Consider the following 13,333-nt stretch of genomic DNA (forward strand, 5'->3'; position numbering starts at 1 on the left):
ATTCCGCCACAATCGGACTGATCTGGAACCTTCCGCTCAAGCGATCCTTATTGGCAATCCCCATTGGAGTTTATCTTGATGTCCCTGTTGTTCCGCCGCGCGTCGCTCGCCAGCCTTGGCCTGGCCTTCGGGCTTTCGGCTCTTTCGCTGTCGCCGCTGATGGCGCAGGAAACCAAGCCCGCCCAGCCGGACGCCGCGGCGCCCGCCGCTGCTCCGGTCGATCCGAACGCCGTGGTCGCCACCATCAACGGCGAGAAGCTGACCGAGGCTGACCTCGCCCTCGCCGAAGGCGAGCTGTCGCAGCAGTTCGCCCAGCTGCCGCCGGAACAGCGCCGCGCCGCCGCCCTTTCGGCGGCCATCGAAATCCGCGTCATGGCCAAGAAGGCGATCGACAGCGGCCTCGACAAGAACGCCGATTTCCAGCGCCGCATGGCGTTCCTGCAGCAGCGCGCTCTGCACGGCGAAGTGGTCGAGAAGGAGGTCGTCAACAAGGTGACGGACGCCGATGTCCGCGCTCGCTACGACCACGAAATCGCCAACACGCCGCCGGTCAACGAAGTCCATGCCCGTCACATCCTCGTGAAGACGAAGGAAGAGGCCGAGGCGATCATCAAGCAGCTCGACGGTGGCGCCGATTTCCAGAAGCTCGCCAACGAGCACACCAGCGACCCAAGCGGCAAGTCGAACGGTGGCGACCTCGGCTGGTTCGGCCCGGGACAGATGGTGCCGGAGTTCGACAAGGCGGCGTTCGCGCTGGATGTCGGCAAGTACTCCAAGGAGCCGGTGCAGTCGCAGTTCGGCTGGCACGTCATCAAGGTCGAGGACAAGCGCGCCAAGCAGCCGCCGGCCTTCGACGACGTCAAGGACCAGGCCAAGCAGGCGGTGATCCGCGACAAGTACTTCGCCATGGTCAAGGAATTGCGTGGTGCGGCCAAGGTCGAGATCCCGGACGCCAAGCTGAAGGCGGCGGTCGACACGATGGAAAACGGCAAGTAATCCGGCACAGGCCAGAATATGTTGCAAAGGGCGCCTTCGGGCGCCCTTTCGCGTTTAAGTCTTTGTTTTGATGTATGTCGTTCTCCCCTGCGCTTTTGGGGCGACGTGCATTAGGCGGCCGTTATGCCTTGCACCACGTAGCGGACAGCGGTCCGGATCGTCGCCTCGTCTTCATCGAGGCGGTTGGTCAAAAGGTGCCGCCACGCGAAGGAGGCGATCAGGTCGGCCACGATCCCGGCATCGACGTCCGCCGCCACCTCGCCACGCGCCTTGGCGCGTTCAACCATCCGGCCGGTATGGCTGCGCCGCCCCTTTGCATAGTCGGCAAGCGCCGCCGCGGCGGCCTCGTCGGACTGCGCTTCGGCGACCAGCGACCGGAAGACGTTACCGGACGAAGTGTCGCGCCAGTGCGCGAATAGGTTCACAAGGAAGCCGGCAAGATCATCCTCGAGCCTGCCGGTGTCGGGCGTCTCGACGCGTTTTTGCCGCTGATAGACCTCGATCAGGAGCGCCGCTTTGCTCGGCCACCAGCGATAAATGGTCGGCTTTCCGGCCCGCGCTCGCCGCGCGACGGCCTCGATCGAGAAGCCGGAATAGCCGGCCTCGCGCAGCACCGCTTCGGCGGCGTCGAGGATGGCATCGGCGCTTTCCGGGTTTCGCTTCGCGCCGATCGATTTGCGCCCCGGGGCGGCGACTTCGCCCATTTTCTGCGTCCTTAGCCGATGAATCTCTTTGCCGATCATATTGAGTCCGAGGCTGAAACGAAACGGACCGTTTTGAGTTGCAACGCCTCCGCGACGCCCGCGAAGCGGGGCCAGAACACTCTTGCGCCAGCGCGCGCTATCGGGCAAACCGGCCTTCCTTTCGCGTTCCTGCCGCTCCGGGGTACCCATGTCCGCAACGATTTCGCCGCTCGCGCCGAAGAAATATCCCAAGATGCCGGTCATCGAGGGCGTGCGCATCGCCACCGCCGAGGCCGGGATCAAGTACAAGAACCGTACCGACCTGCTCGCCATGGTCTTCGATCCGGGCACGGCCGTCGCCGGCGTCTTCACCAAGTCGAAATGCCCCTCGGCGCCGGTCGATTACTGCCGCCAGAACCTGCCCGCCGGCAAGGCGCGCGTGCTGGTGGTCAATTCCGGCAATGCCAACGCTTTCACCGGCAAGAAGGGCAAGGCTTCGACCGCGCTGACGGGCGAGGCGGCGGCGAAGGCCGCCGGATGTTCCGAGAGCGAGGTGTTCCTGGCCTCGACCGGGGTCATCGGCGAGCCGCTCGACACCAACAGATTCAGCCACCTGCTTGCCGGGCTGGTGAAGGATGGCAAGCCGGACCTGTGGACCGAGGCGGCGAAGGCCATCATGACCACGGACACCTATCCGAAGGTGGCAACCCAGATGGTCAAGCTTGGCGACGCCGACGTGACCATCAACGGCATCGCCAAGGGCGCCGGCATGATCGCGCCCGACATGGCGACGATGCTCTCCTTCATCGCCACCGATGCGCCGATCGCGGCACCCGTGCTTCAGGATCTGTTGTCGCGCGGCACGGCCAAAACCTTCAACGCCGTCACCGTCGACAGCGACACCTCGACCAGCGACACGCTGCTCTTCTTCGCGACCGGCAAGGCCGCCTCGCGCGGCGCTCCGGCAATCAGCGATCCCAAGGACCCCCGGCTTGGCGCTTTCCGCCGCGCGCTCGGCAAGGTGCTGAAGTCCCTGGCGCTGCAGGTGGTGCGTGACGGCGAGGGCGCGCGCAAGCAGGTCGAGGTCACCGTCACCGGCGCCAAGTCCGCCCGTTCGGCCAAGCGCATCGCGCTTTCGATCGCCAACTCGCCGCTGGTCAAGACGGCCGTGGCCGGTGAGGACGCCAATTGGGGCCGCGTCGTGATGGCCGTCGGCAAGGCGGGCGAGCCGGCCGACCGTGACCGGCTGTCGATCTGGTTTGGCGACAACCGTCTGGCGCATGAGGGCGAGCGCGATCCGGCCTACTCGGAAGAAGCGACCTCGGCCTACATGAGGCGGGACGACATCCGCATCCGCGCCGACATCGGCATCGGCCGCGGCAAGGCGACGGTGTGGACCTGCGACCTCACCAAGGAATATGTCGCCATCAATGGCGACTATCGGAGCTGATGGCGCCAGTGTCGAAGCATCCGGCAAGCATGCTCGCGGTCGTGCGCCGTTACGAGGCGGCGGGCTTTCGTGCCTGGCCGGCAGCGGCCGTCCACTATGACGGGACATGGGTGGTGCGGCTGACGGCCGGCCATCCGGCAAAACGCTTGAACTCGGTCAATCCGCTCGATCCGGGCGACATCCAGCACATCGCCGAACGCATCGCGCGCGCCAGTCGCCGCTTCGACGCCTATGGCAGGCCGCTGACCTTTCGCATGTCGCCGCTTTCGGGGCAGGTGCTGTCGAAGCATCTCGACGAGGCGGGCTGGAACCGGTTCGACGAATCGCTGGTGATGCGGCTGCCGCTCAAGGAAGCGCAACTCGACGCGGCCATGGACCAGATTCCTTTGAAGGACATCAGCCGCTTCATCGGCGCGGCGATCAAGACGAACGGCTCGGACGTCTCGCTGCGTCCCGGCCTGTCGGAGGTCATCGGCGCCATCCAGCCGGAAGCGGGGCTGTTTGCGCTCGAAGACGGCAATGAGCCGGTGGCGACGCTGATCTGCGTGCATGACGGTGATCTCGCCGGACTGTTCGAGGTCGCCACCAAAAAGTCGGCGCGCAAGAAGGGCCATGGCCGCAACCTCATCCTATCGGCGCTGAAGTGGGCGCGGCTGCGCGGCGCGCGCGAAGCCTGGCTGCAGGTCGAGGCCGGCAATGTTGCGGCGCTGTCGCTCTACCGGTCGCTCGACTTCGAGGAAGTCTACCGCTACCACTATCGCCGGCCGCCGGGCGCATGAGCGGGATCAAGCCAACCGGAAAGCGCCTGCTCCTCGTCGCGGCCTGCGCGCTGGTCGACGCCGACCGGCGCGTGCTCCTGGCGCAGCGCCCCGAGGGCAAGCAGCTCGCCGGCCTTTGGGAGTTTCCAGGCGGCAAGGTCGAGCCCGGCGAGACGCCAGAGGAATGCCTGGTCCGCGAGCTGCACGAAGAGCTCGGCATCGAGACCGAGATACCTTGCCTCGCGCCGCTCACCTTCGCCAGCCACAGCTATGATGATTTCCACCTGCTGATGCCGCTTTATATCTGCCGGCGGTTTCGCGGCATCGCGGAGCCGAAGGAAGGGCAAGGGCTGAAATGGGTCAGGCCACGGCAGATGCGCGACTACCCGATGCCGCCAGCGGACGCGCCGCTGATCCAGTTCCTCATCGATCTTTTGTAACCATCAACCTGCCGCCTGTTTTAGGCAGCGTTAATGGAAGATTTATCTCGACATGGAAGACTGAGGCGAAGTCGTCCCGCGCGGCGGCATGCCGATTTTGTTTGGAGCCATTCCATGAGCCTCGAGAGAGACTGGGACTCGATCCGGCCCGACCGCACGTTCCGCGCCGCCGATGCCGGCATGGGCGTTTTGCGGATCGCCTTGCTTTTCGGGTCGGCCGCGGTGGCGCTGGCGCTGATCGCGACGCCTCTCCTCGACAGCCAGACGCGCTCGCAGGGCGCGCGTGGCGGTTTGGCCAGCGGGCTCGACATGACAAGCACCGGCTCGATCGGCCACCGCAACACCTACACGCTGCGGCGAAGCGTGCTGCAGCCACTGCCGAGTTCCATCTGCGTGATCCGCAATGACGGCAGCCGCTATGGGGATTGCTAATTGGTTAATAAATTCAGTGAGAAGCGGCCGTTTCACCCGCCGTTAAGCTTTTGCCGTTAACCTTTCTTAACGGGTAGGCTCTATGGTTCCCGACAAGAGGGATCGATGACCATGAAAAACCTGCTGCAGCAATTCATAAGGGATGACTCGGGCGCCACGGCCATCGAATATGGTTTGATCGCCGCCGTGCTGTCGCTTGCGATCATCGGCGGCGTCGGCAAGGCCGCGGACGCGATCCAATGGCTGTTCTCCGACAACGCAAGCAGACTTGCCAACGCCTTTGCGCATTGATCGCAACAGCGCGATCAGTGCTCCTTCGGGTTTTCCAGAATCGTCTTCAGCGAGACCTTGGCCGAGCCGGGTCTGAGCGGCTTCTGCTGCGAGGCGTCGGGCGCCCAGCCGGACATCCACACGATCGAAAAGCTCGCCCGGACGCGGCCGTCCGGGTCTGAAAACCGTTCGGCATAAATCTCGGCGGCACGGGCAAACAGCCGCCTGGTGGCCGGTCGCCGGCTGCGGTCGAAAAGCGGGCTGGTCTCGCCCATGGCGCGCAGATCGGCGGCAAGGCCGAACAGCGAATCGTAGCGCACCGTGACCGTCTCGACGTCGGCGACCGGCAGCGCCAGGCCGGCACGCTGCAGCAGCGCGCCGGCGTCTCGCACATCGGTGAACGGCAGGACGCGGGGGCTGGCGCCGCCATGAAGCTCCGTCTCGGCGGCAAGCAGGCTTTCGCGCATCTCCGCAAGCGTGCCGGCGCCGGCCAGCGCGCCGAGGAACAGACCGTCGGGCCTCAGCGCGCGACGGATCTGCGCCAGCACGCCCGGAATGTCGTTCATCGCCTGCAGCGACAGCAGCGAGACGATGAGATCAAGGCTTTCGGCTTCGAACGGCACGGTTTCGGCCGGAGCGACGACGCCAGCTTCACCGGCAAGGAAGGCATCATCCATCTCCACGCGGAAAATGTCGGCCACCTTGCCGCTACCGGCGAGCACTTGGGCTGCCGCCGGTGTCTGGCAAAACAGCGCTGCCGCCTTGCCGAACCTGCGCTCGACCGCGGCCAGCCGGTCGGCAAGGTCCTCCGCTGCCCGCCGCATCAGGAAATCGGCGCCGTCGACCGGGTGCGCGAGCGCCCGGCGCTTGTGCGCAAGCCAGAGCTCCGTGTCGATCAAGGGCTGCAATGGACTATTCCTGTTGTCCGCTCATGCCGGACCGGTGTTATGGTGGCGCGGGGGTTTCCATCACGTGGCCGATCCGCTGCACAAGATCAAGACCATCGCGGTCAGGGACATGGCGCGTCAGGCGCTCGGCTGGCCGGCGCGCCTTTTGTTTCCACCGGTTTGTGCCGGCTGCCGCCGTCACGTCTCGCAGCCCGGCGTGCTGTGCGGCGCCTGCTGGCCGAAGCTTCGGCTGCTGGAGAAGCCCTGGTGCCCGGTCATGGGCACGCCCTTCACCCACGACATGGGCGAGGGTTTTCTCTCAGCCGAGGCGATCGCCGATCCTCCGCCCTTCGAGCGGGCGCGGGCAGCTGTCGTCTATTCCGGGGTCGCGCGCCAGATGGTGCAAGGGCTGAAATACCAGGATCGCACGGATCTCGCGCCCTGGATGGCGCGCTGGATGACGCGCGCCGGCGCGGAGCTGATCGCCGAAGCCGACGTGGTGGTGCCCGTGCCGCTGCACTGGCGGCGCTTCCTGCGCAGGCAATTCAACCAGTCGGCGGAGCTGGCGCGGTCGGTATCGAAGCTGAGCGGTCTGCCTTTCTCGCCGGCGGCGGTGCGGCGCGTCAAGCTCACCCGCCAGCAGGTCGGGCTGGAGCGGCACGAGCGCGAGGAGAATGTGCGCGCCGCTTTCCGCGTCCCGCCTGAGGCCGAGATCGAGATCGCCGGCCGCAGGGTGCTCGTCGTCGATGACGTCTTCACCACCGGCGCCACCGTGCGTGCGGTGGCCAAGGCGCTGAAGAAGGGCGGCGCCGGGGCGGTCGACGTGCTGACCTTCGCCCGGGTCTTGCCGGGGGACTTTCGGGCCGATGAGTCCGCGACTATATAGAAACGTAAGTGTTGTTTTTGGTGCAGGTCGCTTTCACACAACCAGTGGGCGACGTGCACAAGCTGGATTACAGACCTATGGTCGATGTGACGATCTACACCCGGATGATGTGCGGCTACTGCACGGCCGCCAAGCGGCTCCTCGAGCGCAAGGGTGTGACCTATACTGAGCATGACGCGTCGTTCTCGCCGGAGCTGCGCCAGGAAATGATTTCCCGGGCGCATGGGCGAACCACCTTTCCGCAGATATTCATCGGCGACACGCATGTCGGCGGCTGCGACGACCTCCATGAATTGGAGTCGCAGGGCCGGCTGGACGTGCTGCTTGCCAACGGCGCGAGGGCTTGATCATGGGCGTTTTCAAGGCGGCTGCGGTGCAGATGCGTTCGGGGACCAGCCCGGAGCGCAACGCTGCCGACATGGAAAGGCTGGTGCGCGAGGCGGCACACCGGGGCGCCACCTATGTCCAGACGCCGGAGATGACCGGCGCGCTCGTGCGCGACAAGGAAGCGGGCGCCGCCGCCTTCACCACCGAGGACAAGGACATTGTCGTTTCGACAGCCGGCAAGTTGGCGAAGGAGCTTGGCATCTACGTCCATGTCGGCTCGACAGCCATCCGTCGCGCCGACGGCAAGCTGGCCAACCGCGCGTTCCTGTTTGCGCCTGACGGCGCCTCGATAGCCAGCTACGACAAGATCCATATGTTCGACGTCGATCTCGACAATGGCGAAAGCTGGCGCGAATCCGCCGCCTACGAACCGGGCACCGAGGCCGTGGTCACCGCAATCGGCGGCACAAAACTGGGCTTTGCCATCTGCTACGACCTGCGCTTCCCACAATTGTTCCGCGCCGAGGCGCTGGCAGGGGCAGAGGTGCTTTCGGTGCCTGCCGCCTTCACCCGGCAGACCGGCGAGGCGCACTGGCATGTGCTACTCCGGTCGCGCGCGATCGAGAACGGCGCCTATGTCATCGCCGCCGCGCAAGGCGGCGTGCATGAGGATGGCCGCGAGACCTATGGCCACTCGCTGATCGTCGATCCGTGGGGGCGTGTCGTCGCCGAGGCCGCGCATGCCGAGCCGGGCGTGATCGTCGCCGAGATCGATCCGGCGCAGTCTTCAGCGGCGCGCCGCAAGGTCCCCAATCTGAAGAACGCGCGGGACTTCACCGTCAATGCCGGCGAGGGCGAGGCGCCGCGCCTCAGGGGTGCAGCCTCGTGATCCGTTTTTCGCTTATCTGTGAGCGCGAGCACGAATTCGAAGGCTGGTTTCGCAGCAATAGCGATTTCGACAAGCAGAAGAAGCGCGGTTTCGTCGACTGCCCGACCTGCGGCTCGCGCAAGATAGAAAAGGCGCTGATGGCGCCGGCCGTCTCGACCTCGCGCAACCAGGAAAAGGTAGCGCTTGCCATGGGCGAGGCGCAAAAGCAGGCGCTGGCGCAGCTCAAGGCGCTCGCCGACAAGGTGCGCGAGAACGCCGATTATGTCGGCGACAAGTTCGCCGAGGAAGCGCGCAAGATCCACTTCGGCGAGACCGATCCGCGCGGCATCTATGGCGAGGCGACGCCCGAGGAGGCCAAGGGTCTCGCCGAGGACGGCGTCGAATTCATGCCGATCCCGAGCTTTCCGGAGGATCGGAACTGAACCGCGGTTAGCCCAGGCTTCCGATCAACTTTTCCAGCAATTTTGCCAGCGTTTCCCGCTCCTCGCGCGTCAACCCTGCGAGGATTTCGTGCTCGTTGGCGACGTGGGCGGCAAGCGCTTCGTCGACGAGCGCGAGGCCCTTTTCCGTCAGTTGCACCACAACGCCTCGCCGGTCGCTCGGGTGCGGGGCGCGCCGGATCAGGCCGGCCTTTTCCAGGCGGTCGAGCCGGGCGGTCATGGCGCCGGAGGTGACCATCGTCGCTTCATAGAGATCGGTTGGCGTCAGCGCGTATGGCTTGCCGGAGCGGCGCAGCGTCGCCAGCACGTCGAATTCACCATGCTGCAGGCCGAAGCGGGCGAAGACCGGGGCCAGGCGATCGCGCGCGATTAGCGAGGAGGCTTCATTCAGCCGGCCGATCACTCCCATCGGCGACACGTCGAGATCCGGCCGCTCTTTCCGCCACTGTTCGATGGCCTTGCCTGCGCGATCCATGTGTTTCACCATAAAGTATCTTGACATCAAGAATCTTTACGTTATCTTACCTCAAGATAAGCTAACGGCCAAGCGCCGATAGCCGATAGAAGCATGGAACCATCCGATGAAAGTTGTCTGGGATTCGGCATTCGGCCTTCTGATCGTCACCGGCGGATTGCTCGGCATGACGCTGCCCTTCGGCAAGCTTGCGACCGGCGCCGGCGTGCCGGCCATGGTCTGGGCTTTCGTCATCTCGCTTGGCGCGGGCGGCGTGTTGCTGATCGCGCTTCTGCTGCTTGGCCAGCGCATCCGGCTGACGGCGCACAAGCTGCGCTATTTCTTCGTCACCGCGGCGGTATCCTATGCGTTTCCCAATCTCTTGATGTTCTCGGCCATTCCGCATCTCGGCGCGGGATATACGGGCATCATGTTCACGCTGTCGCCGGTCATCACGCTGGTGTTCTCGATCCTGCTCGGCGTGCGGCGTCCCAACCTGCTCGGCGTCGTCGGCATTGCCGTCGGTTTTGTCGGCGCCGCGATGGTCGCGCTCACGCGCGGCGAGGCCGGCCAGCCGGCCGATTATTTCTGGGTGGCGATCGGGCTGCTGATCCCGGTCAGCCTCGCCGCCGGCAACATCTACCGCACCGTCGACTGGCCAAAGGAAACAGGCCCGATCGAGCTCGCAGTCGGCAGCCATCTGGCGTCGGCGACCTTGCTTCTCCTCGGCATCCTGACGCTTTTCGGCTGGCGAGCCTTTGCTCCGCTCAGCGGCGTGCCGCTGGTGGTCGCGGGCCAGGTCGCCTCGGCTTCGGCAATGTTTGCCTTCTTCTTCCGACTGCAGGCGGTCGGCGGCCCGGTCTATCTCAGCCAGATCGGCTATGTGGCGGCGGCCGTCGGGCTCTTCGCCGGCACGATCTTCCTCGGCGAGCACTATCAGCTGCTGACCTGGCTGGGCGCCGCCATCATCACCGCCGGTGTGTTCATCACCACCAAGGCTCAGAGCCAGCCACGCGCGAGGCTGCAGACGCAAGCAGCATGAGGACGAACGCGGCGGCGCGGCCAGTCAGACCGAAGCCTTCTCGGCCAGCACCATGTAGTTGACGTCCATGTCCTTGGACTTCTGCCAGCGGTCGGCCAGCGGATGGTAGATCACGCCGGTGCGGTCGATGATCTTGAGGCCCGCCGCGCCAAGCGCCTTTGCCAGTTCCTCAGGCCGCACCAGCTTGCCAAACTGATGCGTGCCGCGCGGCAGCCAGCGCAGCACATATTCGGCGCCGATGATGGCAAGGCCGAGCGCCTTCAGCGTGCGGTTGATGGTGGCCACGAACATGATGCCGCCAGGCCGGACCATCTCGCTGCACTTGGCGACGAACAGATCGACATCGGCGACATGCTCGACCACCTCCATATTGAGGATGACGTCGAAGGTCTCACCGGCGTCGGCCAGCGCCTCGGCCGTTGTGGCGCGATAGTCGATGCTGACGCCGGCCTCCGCTGCGTGCAGCCTGGCGACCTCGATGTTGGTGGCCGAGGCGTCGGCGCCGACCACCTCGGCGCCAAGCCGCGCCATCGGTTCGCACAAAAGCCCGCCGCCGCAGCCGATGTCGAGGAAGCGCAAACCCTCGAAGGGCCTGGCCGCGCGCGGATCGCGGCCGAAGCGGCTTGCCACCTGGTCGCGGATATAGGCAAGCCGCACCGGGTTGAACTTGTGCAGCGGCCGGAACTTGCCGTTCGGGTTCCACCATTCGGCGGCAAGGGCGGAAAAGCGCTCGACTTCTCCGGCATCTATGGTCGATCGGCGGGGCTCTGGCATGAAGCGGGTCTCCTCGAAACCTGGGAAGTCGGGGAACGTTAGGAAGTCGGGTCCCCGGTGGAGAAAGTCAAGGCAGGTTTTTTCCATCGCCGGCAGGAAGGAGGCCGGACAGCCAAGCTTTTCCCGAACCGTCCGCTGTTTGTCAGCACGTGGCGGCTTGATAGCTCCAGCGATGAAACAGAACCGCCTTGCGAGCGAAGGAAAGACATCAACCGGAGCATGACAATGCCAACCATAGCCTCGATCCTCTGGCGCCGGCTTGACCAGGAAGGGCATGATTCATGTTCGCTTTCCAGGGCGGGGGACGGCTGGAGCCTGAAGGGACAGGCGGCGTTCCTGCAGGAAGGCGCGCCGTGCGGCCTCTCCTATGAGATCGACTGCGATGCCGGATGGCTGGCCCGTACCGCGCGCGTGGCGGGGCTTTTCGGCGGCGACACGCTGGATTATCGTTTCGAGTGGCTTGACGGCGGCTGGGCGCTCAACGGCAAGAAGCAGACACATGTGGCCGGCCTTGTCGACCTCGACCTTGGTTTCACACCCGCCACGAACCTTCTGCCGATCCGGCGCCTCGGCCTCAGGCCTGGCATTGCGACGCCTGCTCCCGCGGCCTATCTGGCCTTTCCCGAGCTGAAGCTTGAGCGTCTCGACCAGACCTACCGCCGCCTCGACGACACCCGCTATGCCTATGCCGCGCCAGCATTCGGTTACGACGAGGTGCTTGAGGTCGCGCCGTCCGGCTTCGTTGTCGACTATCCAGGTCTTTGGACGACCATCGCGCTGCGCTGAAACCGCTCAATGGCCAGAAGGCTCGAACCTCGACAGCGCGACCGCGGCATGCCCCATCTCGACGCTGGCCAGCTCGATCGCCTGCATCGCCTCGCAATCGCCGATCTCGGCCATGACGCGCCCGGCGGCGGCGAGAGCCTGCTCGCGGTTCTGCCAGCGCACGACATCGACCCAGCTTCCGTCCTCGCGCCTGCCGAGATGGCGGCTGAGAAAACCGGGCTGGCGCGCGAGCCAGTCGGTGACAACGCCGTTGTTGGCGACAAAGCCGGCCGCTGCTTGCGGCTTGAGGCGAAAGCTGACGATTTCCAGGGTCTCGGCCACCAATTCCTCCATGCGATGCGTTTGCCTCGGCCTTATCGCACGAAGGGCGCCGGAATCTGTCAGGAGACCTCAGAGCGGCCAGAGTCCCCCTTATCCCCGCCATCGCTTGCGAAGCCTTGATGTTTTGGCTAAGGAGGCCGCGCATTTCCGCGGCTCGGCATAGCCGGGCGCTCCGTTCCGTTCCGGCGTCAAGCCGGCTTCAGTCAAAGGCATTTCGCTCCCATGGCGCGCATCGTGATGAAATTCGGCGGAACTTCGGTCGCCGACATCGCCCGCATCCGCAATGTGGCGCGCCATGTCAAACGCGAGGTCGACGCCGGCCACGAGGTCGCCGTGGTGGTTTCGGCGATGGCCGGCAAGACCAATGAGCTGGTCGCCTGGACCCGCGAGGCCTCGCCCATGCATGACGCGCGCGAATACGACGCCGTCGTCGCCTCGGGCGAGCAGGTCACCGCCGGCCTGCTCGCGATCACGTTGCAGAACATGGGCGTGCATGCCCGCTCCTGGCAGGGCTGGCAGATCCCGATCAAGACCGACAACGCCCATGGCGCGGCGCGCATCCTCGACATCGATGGCGCCTTCCTGATCAAGCGCTTCGGCGAGGGCCAGGTAGCTGTCATCGCCGGCTTCCAGGGCATCGGGCCGGACAACCGCATCGCGACGCTCGGTCGCGGCGGCTCCGACACCAGCGCGGTGGCGATCGCCGCTGCGGTCAAGGCTGACCGCTGCGATATCTACACCGACGTCGACGGCGTCTACACGACCGACCCGCGCATCGAGCCGAAGGCGCGGCGGCTGGCCAAGATTTCCTTCGAGGAAATGCTCGAAATGGCCTCGCTCGGCGCCAAAGTGCTGCAGGTGCGGTCGGTCGAGCTTGCCATGGTGCACAGGGTGCGTACCTTTGTACGGTCGTCATTCGACGATCCCGACGCGCCCGGAATGGGGGATTTGCTCAATCCGCCCGGAACGCTTATTTGCGACGAGGAAGAGATCGTGGAACAGCAGGTCGTCACCGGAATTGCCTATGCCAAGGACGAGGCGCAGATTTCGCTGCGCCGCGTCGGCGACCGCCCGGGCGTCGCCGCCGGCATCTTCGGGCCGCTGGCCGAGGCCAACATCAATGTCGACATGATCGTCCAGAACATCTCCGAGGACGGCAAGTTCACCGACATGACCTTTACCGTACCTTCGGGCGACGTCGATAAGGCTCTGGCCGTGCTCGAGCGGCTGAAGGCCGATGTCGGCTACGACGTGGTGCAGTCGGAAGCCGGCATGTCGAAGGTTTCTGTCATCGGTATCGGCATGAGAAGCCATGCTGGCGTTGCCGCCACCGCCTTCAAGGCGCTGGCTGACAAGGCGATCAATATCCGGGCGATCACGACGTCCGAGATCAAAATCTCGATACTGATCGACGGTCCCTATACGGAACTTGCAGTTCGTACTTTGCATTCCGTCTACGGGCTCGATAAGCAATAGCAAGAACTGAGTCAGTTGTTGC

18 protein-coding genes are annotated in these 13,333 nt (G+C 65.2%); 13 read left to right on the forward strand and 5 right to left on the reverse strand.

Annotated elements, in window-relative coordinates:
- Positions 1-78: 78 nt before the first annotated feature.
- Entirely contained in the window at positions 79-996 is a 918-nt protein-coding gene (locus EN853_RS01930; protein WP_127857578.1) for a peptidylprolyl isomerase, read from the forward strand.
- A 110-nt stretch (positions 997-1,106) separates the two neighbouring features.
- Here the strand turns inward: EN853_RS01930 and EN853_RS01935 are convergent, their stop codons facing one another.
- Positions 1,107-1,700: a TetR/AcrR family transcriptional regulator gene (locus EN853_RS01935; RefSeq protein ID WP_127857579.1), complete on the reverse strand. Its 594-nt coding sequence runs from the start codon at positions 1,698-1,700 to the stop codon at positions 1,107-1,109.
- Positions 1,701-1,887: 187 nt separating this feature from the next.
- On the opposite strand from EN853_RS01935, the gene argJ reads away from it, so the two are divergent.
- The 5 genes from argJ (at position 1,888) to EN853_RS01960 (ending at position 5,050) form a co-directional block, all read left to right on the forward strand.
- Positions 1,888-3,129, forward strand: coding sequence for a bifunctional glutamate N-acetyltransferase/amino-acid acetyltransferase ArgJ (argJ, locus tag EN853_RS01940; RefSeq protein WP_127857580.1), 1,242 nt, complete (start codon positions 1,888-1,890; stop codon positions 3,127-3,129).
- 29 nt (positions 3,130-3,158) lie between these two features.
- Positions 3,159-3,908 (forward strand): GNAT family N-acetyltransferase, encoded by a 750-nt coding sequence (locus EN853_RS01945; protein ID WP_127857632.1) that lies wholly within the window; start codon positions 3,159-3,161, stop codon positions 3,906-3,908.
- A complete protein-coding gene (locus EN853_RS01950; protein ID WP_127857581.1) occupies positions 3,905-4,327 on the forward strand; it encodes a (deoxy)nucleoside triphosphate pyrophosphohydrolase in 423 nt (140 codons plus the stop codon). The genes EN853_RS01945 and EN853_RS01950 overlap by 4 nt, the downstream gene beginning before the upstream one ends.
- Positions 4,328-4,441: 114 nt before the next feature.
- The gene (locus EN853_RS01955; RefSeq protein ID WP_127857582.1) at positions 4,442-4,759 is read left to right on the forward strand and encodes a hypothetical protein; all 318 of its coding nucleotides are present in this window, start codon (positions 4,442-4,444) and stop codon (positions 4,757-4,759) included.
- 105 nt (positions 4,760-4,864) lie between these two features.
- Positions 4,865-5,050: a Flp family type IVb pilin gene (locus tag EN853_RS01960; protein WP_127857583.1), complete on the forward strand. Its 186-nt coding sequence runs from the start codon at positions 4,865-4,867 to the stop codon at positions 5,048-5,050.
- Between the two features lie 14 nt (positions 5,051-5,064).
- Here EN853_RS01960 and EN853_RS01965 read toward each other — a convergent pair whose 3' ends face one another.
- Complete coding sequence (locus EN853_RS01965; protein ID WP_127857584.1) at positions 5,065-5,937, reverse strand: methyltransferase domain-containing protein; 873 nt, start codon at positions 5,935-5,937, stop codon at positions 5,065-5,067.
- Between the two features lie 64 nt (positions 5,938-6,001).
- Here EN853_RS01965 and EN853_RS01970 point away from each other — a divergent pair, with 64 nt between their 5' ends.
- The 4 genes from EN853_RS01970 (at position 6,002) to EN853_RS01985 (ending at position 8,440) form a co-directional block, all read left to right on the forward strand.
- A complete protein-coding gene (locus EN853_RS01970; protein WP_127857633.1) occupies positions 6,002-6,802 on the forward strand; it encodes a ComF family protein in 801 nt (266 codons plus the stop codon).
- Positions 6,803-6,879: 77 nt separating this feature from the next.
- A complete protein-coding gene (gene grxC, locus EN853_RS01975) occupies positions 6,880-7,149 on the forward strand; it encodes a glutaredoxin 3 (protein ID WP_041000426.1) in 270 nt (89 codons plus the stop codon).
- Positions 7,150-7,151: 2 nt separating this feature from the next.
- Positions 7,152-8,018 carry a carbon-nitrogen hydrolase family protein gene (locus EN853_RS01980; RefSeq protein ID WP_127857585.1) on the forward strand — a complete coding sequence of 289 codons (867 nt, stop codon included), beginning with the start codon at positions 7,152-7,154 and terminating at the stop codon, positions 8,016-8,018.
- The gene (locus EN853_RS01985; protein WP_127857586.1) at positions 8,015-8,440 is read left to right on the forward strand and encodes a DUF1178 family protein; all 426 of its coding nucleotides are present in this window, start codon (positions 8,015-8,017) and stop codon (positions 8,438-8,440) included. The genes EN853_RS01980 and EN853_RS01985 overlap by 4 nt, the downstream gene beginning before the upstream one ends.
- A 7-nt stretch (positions 8,441-8,447) precedes the next feature.
- Here EN853_RS01985 and EN853_RS01990 read toward each other — a convergent pair whose 3' ends face one another.
- Positions 8,448-8,933: a MarR family transcriptional regulator gene (locus EN853_RS01990; RefSeq protein WP_127857587.1), complete on the reverse strand. Its 486-nt coding sequence runs from the start codon at positions 8,931-8,933 to the stop codon at positions 8,448-8,450.
- A gap of 106 nt (positions 8,934-9,039) precedes the next feature.
- Here EN853_RS01990 and EN853_RS01995 point away from each other — a divergent pair, with 106 nt between their 5' ends.
- Positions 9,040-9,954: a DMT family transporter gene (locus EN853_RS01995; protein WP_127857588.1), complete on the forward strand. Its 915-nt coding sequence runs from the start codon at positions 9,040-9,042 to the stop codon at positions 9,952-9,954.
- 24 nt (positions 9,955-9,978) lie between these two features.
- Here EN853_RS01995 and ubiG read toward each other — a convergent pair whose 3' ends face one another.
- Entirely contained in the window at positions 9,979-10,728 is a 750-nt protein-coding gene (ubiG, locus tag EN853_RS02000; RefSeq protein WP_127857589.1) for a bifunctional 2-polyprenyl-6-hydroxyphenol methylase/3-demethylubiquinol 3-O-methyltransferase UbiG, read from the reverse strand.
- Positions 10,729-10,953: 225 nt separating this feature from the next.
- Here ubiG and EN853_RS02005 point away from each other — a divergent pair, with 225 nt between their 5' ends.
- Positions 10,954-11,514 (forward strand): putative glycolipid-binding domain-containing protein, encoded by a 561-nt coding sequence (locus tag EN853_RS02005; protein WP_348631555.1) that lies wholly within the window; start codon positions 10,954-10,956, stop codon positions 11,512-11,514.
- A 6-nt stretch (positions 11,515-11,520) separates the two neighbouring features.
- Here the strand turns inward: EN853_RS02005 and EN853_RS02010 are convergent, their stop codons facing one another.
- Positions 11,521-11,835: a hypothetical protein gene (locus tag EN853_RS02010; protein WP_127857591.1), complete on the reverse strand. Its 315-nt coding sequence runs from the start codon at positions 11,833-11,835 to the stop codon at positions 11,521-11,523.
- Between the two features lie 222 nt (positions 11,836-12,057).
- Here EN853_RS02010 and EN853_RS02015 point away from each other — a divergent pair, with 222 nt between their 5' ends.
- Entirely contained in the window at positions 12,058-13,311 is a 1,254-nt protein-coding gene (locus EN853_RS02015) for an aspartate kinase (RefSeq protein WP_095804440.1), read from the forward strand.
- Positions 13,312-13,333: the final 22 nt, after the last annotated feature.

It is taken from the genome of Mesorhizobium sp. M1C.F.Ca.ET.210.01.1.1 (assembly GCF_004791585.1).
Taxonomy (GTDB): Bacteria; Pseudomonadota; Alphaproteobacteria; order Rhizobiales; family Rhizobiaceae; genus Mesorhizobium.

Coding starts and splice junctions, on each gene's coding strand:
- EN853_RS01930 (WP_127857578.1), top strand. CDS start 79: ATGTCCCTGTTGTTCCGCCGCGCGTCGCTCGCCAGCCTTGGCCTGGCC.
- EN853_RS01935 (WP_127857579.1), bottom strand. CDS start 1,700: ATGGGCGAAGTCGCCGCCCCGGGGCGCAAATCGATCGGCGCGAAGCGA.
- argJ (WP_127857580.1), top strand. CDS start 1,888: ATGTCCGCAACGATTTCGCCGCTCGCGCCGAAGAAATATCCCAAGATG.
- EN853_RS01945 (WP_127857632.1), top strand. CDS start 3,159: ATGCTCGCGGTCGTGCGCCGTTACGAGGCGGCGGGCTTTCGTGCCTGG.
- EN853_RS01950 (WP_127857581.1), top strand. CDS start 3,905: ATGAGCGGGATCAAGCCAACCGGAAAGCGCCTGCTCCTCGTCGCGGCC.
- EN853_RS01955 (WP_127857582.1), top strand. CDS start 4,442: ATGAGCCTCGAGAGAGACTGGGACTCGATCCGGCCCGACCGCACGTTC.
- EN853_RS01960 (WP_127857583.1), top strand. CDS start 4,865: ATGACCATGAAAAACCTGCTGCAGCAATTCATAAGGGATGACTCGGGC.
- grxC (WP_041000426.1), top strand. CDS start 6,880: ATGGTCGATGTGACGATCTACACCCGGATGATGTGCGGCTACTGCACG.
- EN853_RS01980 (WP_127857585.1), top strand. CDS start 7,152: ATGGGCGTTTTCAAGGCGGCTGCGGTGCAGATGCGTTCGGGGACCAGC.
- EN853_RS01990 (WP_127857587.1), bottom strand. CDS start 8,933: ATGGATCGCGCAGGCAAGGCCATCGAACAGTGGCGGAAAGAGCGGCCG.
- EN853_RS01995 (WP_127857588.1), top strand. CDS start 9,040: ATGAAAGTTGTCTGGGATTCGGCATTCGGCCTTCTGATCGTCACCGGC.
- ubiG (WP_127857589.1), bottom strand. CDS start 10,728: ATGCCAGAGCCCCGCCGATCGACCATAGATGCCGGAGAAGTCGAGCGC.
- EN853_RS02005 (WP_348631555.1), top strand. CDS start 10,954: ATGCCAACCATAGCCTCGATCCTCTGGCGCCGGCTTGACCAGGAAGGG.
- EN853_RS02015 (WP_095804440.1), top strand. CDS start 12,058: ATGGCGCGCATCGTGATGAAATTCGGCGGAACTTCGGTCGCCGACATC.